Here is an 8,292-nt window from a genome sequence, read left to right as displayed (position 1 = left end):
GCTCTACGATGATGGCACCAATGGTGATGCGGTGGCCAACGATGGGATCTACACGAACGCAAACGCATACTTCCTGGCACCCGGCTCTCCCATGGGAAGGTGGCGTGTGGTTGTGCTGGCGAACGATTCCTCGGTCTCAACATACTCACCCTCATACAACGGACTCGTTCACATCCCAAACAGGCCCTACGAGGTCAACTACACGGATTTCTTCAACGTGGGAGAGTCAAACTTCTACCTAGGATATGCTGAGGGCGTTATATTCGAGGACAGGTCCCCCCTGGCCTCCCACGGTCCTGAGGATGCTCCCTTCAGCAATGTCCCCGTTTACGCATTCAGGGACAACGGAGACGGCATATTTGATCCTCTCAGCGATACCCTGGCTACTTGGAGCAGGACCGATTCCAGCGGCAGATACAGGCTGGCACTTCAGGGAAGGAACTTCCTCGTCGTGAACTCAAGGGCACTTGTTCCCACTCTTAACCCTGGACACTCGCCCGATGAGACATGGGCGGATCAGACATATGGGGTGAAGTGGAACGGCAGCTCCTATGTGGGCATCGCTAAGTTCGGCGGAGAGAATCCTTGGCTTAGCGACGCCTGCCCCGTGGAGGTCATATTTAACGATGACTTCGAGACCTGGAGCGGCTGGAACTCTTACAGACTCGGTGGCGTGAGGCAGTCAAGCGCGGAGTTCTACAATGGGAGCTACAGCCTCGAGAAATACATCAGAAATGATCCGAACGGGGGATACAAGCCGCTGGGCAGAACAATAGGCAGGGGCTACCTGCTCCAGGGATACGCGTTCAGGCCAGCTCCGGTAGGAGTGAGAGCTAGAGTAGCTGTCTCCCTGGTGGATGCAAGCTACAATGGCTACGGCTTCATAGTGGACCATCGTCTTAATCGGATCAGGGTGGTCAGGAGGACCGGAGGGAACTTTATTTCCCTCAACTCAGTGACATACGATCCCCCTGAGGGAAGCTGGTACTTCTGGAAGCTCATACTGCTCGAGAACAACACGATAATATTCAGGCTATACTCCACCGACGGTATCCTCTTGAGCGAGGTCAGGGCCACGGACTCCACTTACAACAGCTTCGACAGGGTTCTCGTTCAGGGTGATGCCACCTACTACCTGGATGCGCTGGTGCTATGGAGGCTGCCCTCGCACTGCGAGCACGTGGCTGAGGTGGACACCTCAAACTATCTGGGGGAGAGCATGGACTTCGGTTTCAGCTACGAGGTCGTGGTCAACACGAAGGACTCGGATGATGCCCCAGCTGAGCTGAGATTCGCTCAGGGCTCACTGAGGCAGTTCCTGATGAACTCAAATGCCATAAAAGGTTTGCAGAGGAGTTACTTCAGGATACCGGTGAGCGATCCGAACCATCTGGTTGAGCTAGTAGGCTCTGATCCCATAGACGTCTGGAGGATCGTGCTCTCATCATCGCTTCCGGTAATCATAGATGCCGTTGAGCTCGACGCATCAACCCAGCAGGGGCGCAATGCCAGCTTGGAGGGACCTGTGGTTGGCCTGGACGGCCACAGGATACCGGACTTCTCAACCCCTAGGATCGAGGTGGATGCCAACGGCTATAATGTCTTCATCCTGAACGTGACCTCGCCCACAGCAAGATCCACAGTGCGGGGCTTCAGCCTTTACAACGCACCTCACGCGGTGCTGATAAGGGGAAATGGTAATCGCGCCGACGTGGTTGACAACTTCCTCGGAGCTTACGCCAACGGCGATAGCTTCTTCAAGACGATATTCTGCGTGGCCATAGGGGAATACGTTGCGCCCGGTGCCGGGGATTCGAATCTGTCAGCGGTGGTGAGGCACAACCTGATGACAAACTGCTCCCACTATGCGGTGGTGGTGAACAGCGGGAACATAGCAAACGCAACGATAGAGGACAACTGGATCAGGAAGAGCGGATATGCATACAGCGTGGGGGATGGAGTGAGCCTTCAGACGAATGGAAATGCGGTGAGGCACAACATGATAGAGGATAACGGGAACAACGGGGACACCTCTCTTTTGGATGGGGGCGCGGGCCTGGAGCTGGTTGTTTGGGTTCCTGAGCAGGCCAACGGGATAAATGAGGTGATCAACAACACGATAAGGGGGAACATGAGGTGGGGGGTGAGCGTGCTCTCAGCTCACACTAAAGCGCTCATAAGGGGAAATGCGATACACGACAATGGCATAGGGGTGATCGTGAGCGGCACCTCGGTTGCGAACATAACCCAGAACAGCGTATACAACAACACAAGGGTCGGCATAGATCTTGATGTCTCAAATTCCCCGGATGGTGACGATGTCACGCTCAACGATGGCCTGATAAACTCCGGCCAGCCCAACTGGGGCATGGACTACCCCATCATAACGTCAGCGGTGCTCGCTGGGGGAAACCTCCAGGTCAGGGGTTACATAGGAGCTGGGGATGGCTCTCCCGCCTTCAGCGGGGCCAGAGTTGACCTTTACTTGGTGAGGAACTCCACTTCGGGGGACAACCTCGTTGGGAACAACAGGAGCGCTTCAGGAACCCTCCCTGAGAGCTATGGCGAGGGCTACCTCTACATAGGCTCCCTCTTCGCTGATGAAAACGGAAAGTTCAGCGGGACCCTGGATGTGTCCGGCAAGGGAGTGGAATGCGGCTCCCTGCTGACGGGAACCTCAACGCTCAACGGCACATCCGAATTCGGTCCCGATGCCAGAGTGATCTGCGGCTGGAACGTCTCAGCTAGGGTGAGAGCTAACGGAAATGAGGTTAAGCTGAGCGTGACGGCCCGCGAAATTGATCACAAAAACGTCTTCCTATACTGGAGGTGCCCGGAGAACCTCTCCGTTGTGGGCATGAGCGGTGATTACGATGAGAATGGCCAGAACGGTGACGTCTACTGGTGGAGGTTCAACGAGCTCAGGGCTGGCGAGACGAAGTGGGTCAACCTCACCCTCTCTTTCAGCGGGGATTACAGCCTTTTGGAAGCCTTCAACGTGGGCTTGGATCCCCCAGAGGGCCTCAGCGTCGAAGTGACCGAGTTCTCAGCGATAACCTTCTACCCAGATGGTTCCCACAAGGTGAGCAGGCTCTGGGGCTTTCTGACCGTGAGGAATCAATCTCCCGATCCAATATACAACCTGGAGCTCCATCTGGACGCTCCCGGCTACGTCTTCTACCTGGATTACCCAGCGGTCTCGGGGGAGCCGGACTCCCCACCGCTCAACTACTCCTACCTGGCCCCCTTCGGCTACGTCAGGTGGAGGTACGAGGCCCCCGCCTCCGAGGCCTCGGTCCCCCTGGAGGTGAGGGAGAGGAACCTGAGCTGCGGCGTCGAGATAACCCTAACTTCGAGGGAGGAGGTCAGGGAGGTCAGGGTGAGGAAGCTCGGCGAGGTTTGGGAGGTGGGAGACCTCAGGGGAGGGGAGGTGAGGAGGAGGGAGTTCACGGCCCCTGGCAGGGGCTGCTTCCCGGAGTCGGCCAGTTTGGAGTTCCGGTACCCGAACGCGTCCCTCCTTCCCAAGCTCAGGGACCTGAGGGGGGTTTCGAGCGCCGAGGTGAGCGTTCAGAAGGAGCTATCGGGGAACATCGCTAGTGTCAGGGCCGTCTTCGTCAACAGGGCATCCAGCCTCCTCTACAACCTCACCAGGATCTGCCTGATGAGATCCCCATCAGGTCCGATAGTCGCGTGTGAGTCCCCCAACGTCTTACTGGGACCGGGGGAGGCGTACGAGACCGCCTACTTCAGCGAGGTCGTTGAGTCAGTGCCGAAATACTACGCGAACGCCAGCTTCACGATAGTCCCAAGCGTTTCCGGCTCCACCGTGCCGCTGCAATCCCTGGCATCAGGGCTGCACCTGGCCACGGCCTCGCTACCGGAGACCGTGTGCTGCGCGCCTCCGGCCGCTGCGCCGACGGTGGGGCCCACCGCGACGACGGCGGAGCTGATCCCCACCGCGACCCAGACAAAGCCCGGGCCTCCCGCAGTTACGATAGCGACCGCTGAGACGAGGACGGAGACGATGAGGACTGAGACCGCCACCTCGACCAAAACCCAGGCGGTAACAACCGCTCCCTCGACGCAGATACCTGTGAACTTAACGATACCCCCGGAGGTGAGCAGGATGCCCCTGCCATTCATAATGTCCCTCGGCCTCCCCATGCTCGTGGCCCTGCTGATGATGAGGAGGAGAACTGGGCTGGTCGTCCTGGACTACAGGACCCTGAAGCTGCTCCACGATGAGGGAAAGCTTGAGGATCTGGCGAGATCCTTCAGGGTTGCGATCACCGACATAACCCTGATGAGGGCGTTCAGCGATGAGACCCTCCTCAGGTCGATCATCAGCCTGGGCCCCGATGTTCATGTGGTGGAGAGCGCCGATCTGAATCTGCTCCTGGGGATGGCTCCCCCGGGATTTGATCTCGATACGCTCCTCGCCAGGCAGCTGGCGAGGAGGTTGGGGGTTGACTTCCTGCCGGATCTCCTCCTCGGGAGGTGAGAGAATGTCCTACCTCGAGCTCTTCAGGGAGGCGTGCGAGTCCCTAGGTGAGGGGTACTTCGAGCTGGTGAGGGGTCTCCTATCCCCCCACCTGGGCGATGATCCCTTCGCCAAGGTATACGAGGACCCAAGGGAGTTCCTGCGCTCCCTCAGGGTGGCCCTAGGTGGGGAGGCGGACAGCCTGCTTGCTGCTCTGGCTGCCACCCTCAAGCAGAGGGGGGCCGATGTCAACGCCAGGTCCCTAGAGAGGATCTTGGAGAGCGGGGATAGGGGGAGGGTGAGGGAGATCTTCGAGAGGGCCTACGTGACGCCGCTGGAGTTGAGCTATAGGGAGCTCATGATAAGGCAGCTGAGCGGACTTCTGGTGAGCAGGAGGAGGAGGGTGATCGCCAGCTCCCTGCTGCTCGCCCTTATAACCCTCTCCCTGGTATTCCTGATGACGATGGTGCTCAGGGATTACCTCTCCCGGGAGACGGTGAACGGGATCATGATCCTTGGGGTTATCGTATCAGCTGCCATTGCCGCGGAGAACTACCTGATCAATCAGGCGGGCGCGCCTAAGGCCAGACTCAGGCTGAGGGTGAGGGTTCTGAACGCCTCCGCTCTGGCTAGGACGAGGATACCTGAGTTAGCCAGCGCATTCGAGGGGCGCGAGGCACTGAGGCTCGATCTGGTGGAGCTCTCGAGGGCCACCTCCGTACCGCTCCCCGATCTGGTCGGGGAGATGGTCAGGCTCCAGAGGGAGGGGGCCATCAGGCTGGAGTTCGGCGATTGATCCCCTCAACTTTTTAGCTTCGACCGGTCCCGAAGTTTTATGTGCGCGCGTTTCACGTCCCCGGAGATAAAGGAGCTACTAGCTAGGTACAGGGACATCTGGTCTATTGAGTATGCTCTCTCGCTCCTTGGTTGGGACATGGAGACCTACATGCCCCCCGCGGCGTCCGCGGAGAGGGGTGAGGTGAGGGGGATCCTTGAGACCCAGATACAGAGGATCTACACGCACCCCGAGTTCATAGGACTCGTCGAGGGTGCAAAACCTCAGAACGAGTTCGAGGAGGGTGTGATAAGGGTGCTGAAGAGGAGGATAAAGTACTACACGAGGCTGCCGAGGGAGTTCATAGAGGAGGAGGAGAGGACCGTGACCAGGGCCTTCCAAGACTGGAGGGAGGCGAGGGCGAAGTCGGACTTCTCCATATTCATGCCAACCCTGGAGAGGATAGTGGACCTGCAGCGGAGGAAGGCTGAGTACCTTGGCTACGAGGACCATCCTTACGACGCCCTACTGGACATATACGAGGAGGGGCTGAACCTCAGGAAGTGCGAGAGGATGCTAGCGGTCGTCAATGAGATATCCGACCTCTTCAAGAGGCTTAGGGAGAGGTATCCGGAGAGGCACCCGATAGAGGAGATCGAATACGATGAGCTCTTCGTCCGCAGACTTGTGGATCACGTCCTGACCGAGCTGGGATTCGATCGCTCCAGGGCGAGGGTGGACACATCTCCGCATCCCTTCACCGTCAACATGGGCCTCCACGATGTCAGGATAACCGTCAGGTACGAGGGGAGAGATTTCAAGAGGCCTCTAATGGCCGCGGTGCACGAGTTCGGTCATGCGAGCTATGAGATGAACATAGACGAGGAGCTTAGGGCAACCCCACTGCAGAGAGGAGCCTCCCTCGGCTTTCACGAGTCTCAATCCAGGTTCTGGGAGAACGTGGTCGGCAGGTCCAGGACGTTCGTGAGGAGGTTCCACGAAGCCATGGTCATGGCCATACCGGAGCTGAGGGGATACGACGAGGAGGACATATACGAGTACCTGACGATGGTGAGGCCGGAGCTGATAAGGGTGGAGGCGGACGAGGTTCAGTACCCCCTCCACATAAGCCTCAGGTTCGATCTCGAGAGGGGGTTGGTGGAGGGAAGCGTGAGCGTGAGGGAGCTCCCGGAGATCTGGAATGATAGGATGGAGGAGCTCATAGGGATTAGACCACCCAACGACAGCCTCGGGGTGCTACAAGACATCCACTGGGCCCACGCGACCATAGGATACTTCCCCACGTACGCTATAGGCAGCATGATAGCATCGCAGCTCTACTACAGGCTGAACCTCAGGGGAGCGGTCGAGGAGGGGAGGTACGGTGAGATCATGAGCGTCCTGAGGGAGAAGGTACACAGGTACGGATCGACCTACCACCCCGATGAGCTCCTGAGGAGGGCGACCGGGGAGCAGCTGAACCCCGAGTACTTCCTCAACTACCTCAGGGAGAAGTACTTCGGGTAACGGTTTTATTGGTGGGGGGCCTGATGACGCGATGGTTGAGACGGTAGCGTACAGCTTGGTGGAGAAGATAGTCTCGGACTACGTTGGGAAGATCGTTGAGAAGGCTTCCGCCGGGAAGAGGCTGAGCGACTGGGAAGTGGGCATCCTGATGATGGATCACATCAGATCCTCCATTGAGGGCAAGATGGAGGGAATGAGGAGGGATCTGGAGGGCAAGATAGGAGCTCTAGAGGCCAAGATAGGGACGCTGGAGGGCAGGATAGAGGCTATAGAGGCCAGGATGGGGGCGCTTGAGAAGAGGCTCGAGAGGGTTGAATCGGGCCTGGAGAGCCTGAGGGCTGACATGAGCTCGCTCAGGGATAACGTGATAAACGTTTTGGTGGCCGAACTCAAGAGGAGGATGGAGCGAGAGGTTTGAGAATTGCTCGCTGGATGATCCGGTGAGGCCCCTACCCCTGGGATCGGGCCCGACAAGGCCTCATGGGGAACCGCGATGCCGGGGGGCTTGAGCCAGCAGGTGAGTTCCGTCGCAGGATAGGGACCTCATCAGATCTGGAAATCCCTCCCTGCAGACGGAGGCCGACATTCCGAGCCTAAGGGCCTCTTCAACTGCTTTGCTGAGGATCTCATGCCTCAGCCCGGCCCTGAGGTAGCGATAGCCCCTGAAGGAGCTCCCCTCTCTATTATAAAGATATTTTAATTTGCTTGAGATCTCAGGGAACATATTTATCAATCTCTTGAGACTGTCCGGCCTCGCCTTATACGTCGAGAAGGTCACGTGCTCCGCTCCGGAATCCCTGACCTCCCTCAGGAGGGTCCTGATCTCATCGATGTCATCGTTCAACCCCGGTATTATGGGGTCAACCCTAACGCCCCTCCTCACGCTGACCCTGGCCAGGGAGTCAATCCTCCGCGAGGGACTGGGCGCGAGGGGTTCCAGCTTCAAGGAGAGATCCCTATCCAGCGTGGTCAAGGTCACCATCACGGCATCGTAGAGCCCCTCATCCAGTGGAAAAGCTGCTCCCTTTGTCGTTATGAGCACCCTGAATCCCCTCCACTTGAGGAGGCTCAGGGAGGCCCTGGTGATCCCCAGGGACAGCTCCTCGGGTGGATAAGGGTCGCTGCTGGTCGATAGCTCCACAGGGATCCTCGGATCCGCTTCCAGCAGATCCCTACTGAGCATCCTCAGGAACCCCGCCTTGGGCGAGCTGCGCCTCCTCCCTATGTAGGAGGTGGCGTAGCAGTAGAGGCATGAGTGGGTGCACCCCGTGTAGGGATGAAGGGAGTACTTGGTGGGACACGTGCAGAGCTCGGACCTCCAGGGATCGAAGGGCCTGAGGACCCTCATCGCCGGAGGAAACCTACTCCCAGGTTATAAAAAGGGTGCCCAGAAAACCCCTAACTTCAGTTAGGGGATGAATGGGTGAAGCTCAAATACAGCTTTGAGTGGATTTAGCTGGGATGTTCCCGATGACGGAGCTCTACGCTCCGAGTGTATAAGTAGCCCATG

General features: G+C 58.2%; 5 protein-coding genes. 4 read left to right on the top strand and 1 reads right to left on the bottom strand.

Features of this window, described 5'->3' with window-relative positions; translation table 11 throughout:
• From BA066_05615 to BA066_05600, 4 genes are all read left to right on the top strand, one after another.
• On the top strand, window positions 1–4,501 hold a 4,501-nt coding region (locus BA066_05615), incomplete at its 5' end, for a hypothetical protein (protein ID RDD53217.1).
• Window positions 4,502–4,505: 4 nt separating this feature from the next.
• The gene (locus BA066_05610; protein ID RDD53216.1) at window positions 4,506–5,276 is read left to right on the top strand and encodes a hypothetical protein; all 771 of its coding nucleotides are present in this window, start codon (window positions 4,506–4,508) and stop codon (window positions 5,274–5,276) included.
• Between the two features lie 39 nt (window positions 5,277–5,315).
• Window positions 5,316–6,782, top strand: a complete 1,467-nt coding sequence (locus tag BA066_05605) for a carboxypeptidase M32 (protein ID RDD53215.1) — start codon at window positions 5,316–5,318, stop codon at window positions 6,780–6,782.
• Between the two features lie 31 nt (window positions 6,783–6,813).
• Window positions 6,814–7,200 carry a hypothetical protein gene (locus BA066_05600; GenBank protein RDD53214.1) on the top strand — a complete coding sequence of 129 codons (387 nt, stop codon included), beginning with the start codon at window positions 6,814–6,816 and terminating at the stop codon, window positions 7,198–7,200.
• Between the two features lie 60 nt (window positions 7,201–7,260).
• Here the strand turns inward: BA066_05600 and BA066_05595 are convergent, their stop codons facing one another.
• Complete coding sequence (locus BA066_05595) at window positions 7,261–8,130, bottom strand: radical SAM protein (GenBank protein ID RDD53213.1); 870 nt, start codon at window positions 8,128–8,130, stop codon at window positions 7,261–7,263.
• Window positions 8,131–8,292 lie beyond the last annotated feature (162 nt).

The organism is Candidatus Korarchaeota archaeon NZ13-K, from assembly GCA_003344655.1.
Lineage (GTDB): Archaea > Korarchaeota > Korarchaeia > Korarchaeales > Korarchaeaceae > Korarchaeum.
This window is presented reverse-complemented; position numbering and strand designations above follow the sequence as displayed.

Bases quoted from the DNA above. Each gene is read 5' to 3' on its own strand.
- BA066_05605 (RDD53215.1), top strand. From the start codon at position 5,316: ATGTGCGCGCGTTTCACGTCCCCGGAGATAAAGGAGCTACTAGCTAGG.
- BA066_05610 (RDD53216.1), top strand. From the start codon at position 4,506: ATGTCCTACCTCGAGCTCTTCAGGGAGGCGTGCGAGTCCCTAGGTGAG.
- BA066_05595 (RDD53213.1), bottom strand. From the start codon at position 8,130: ATGAGGGTCCTCAGGCCCTTCGATCCCTGGAGGTCCGAGCTCTGCACG.
- BA066_05600 (RDD53214.1), top strand. From the start codon at position 6,814: ATGGTTGAGACGGTAGCGTACAGCTTGGTGGAGAAGATAGTCTCGGAC.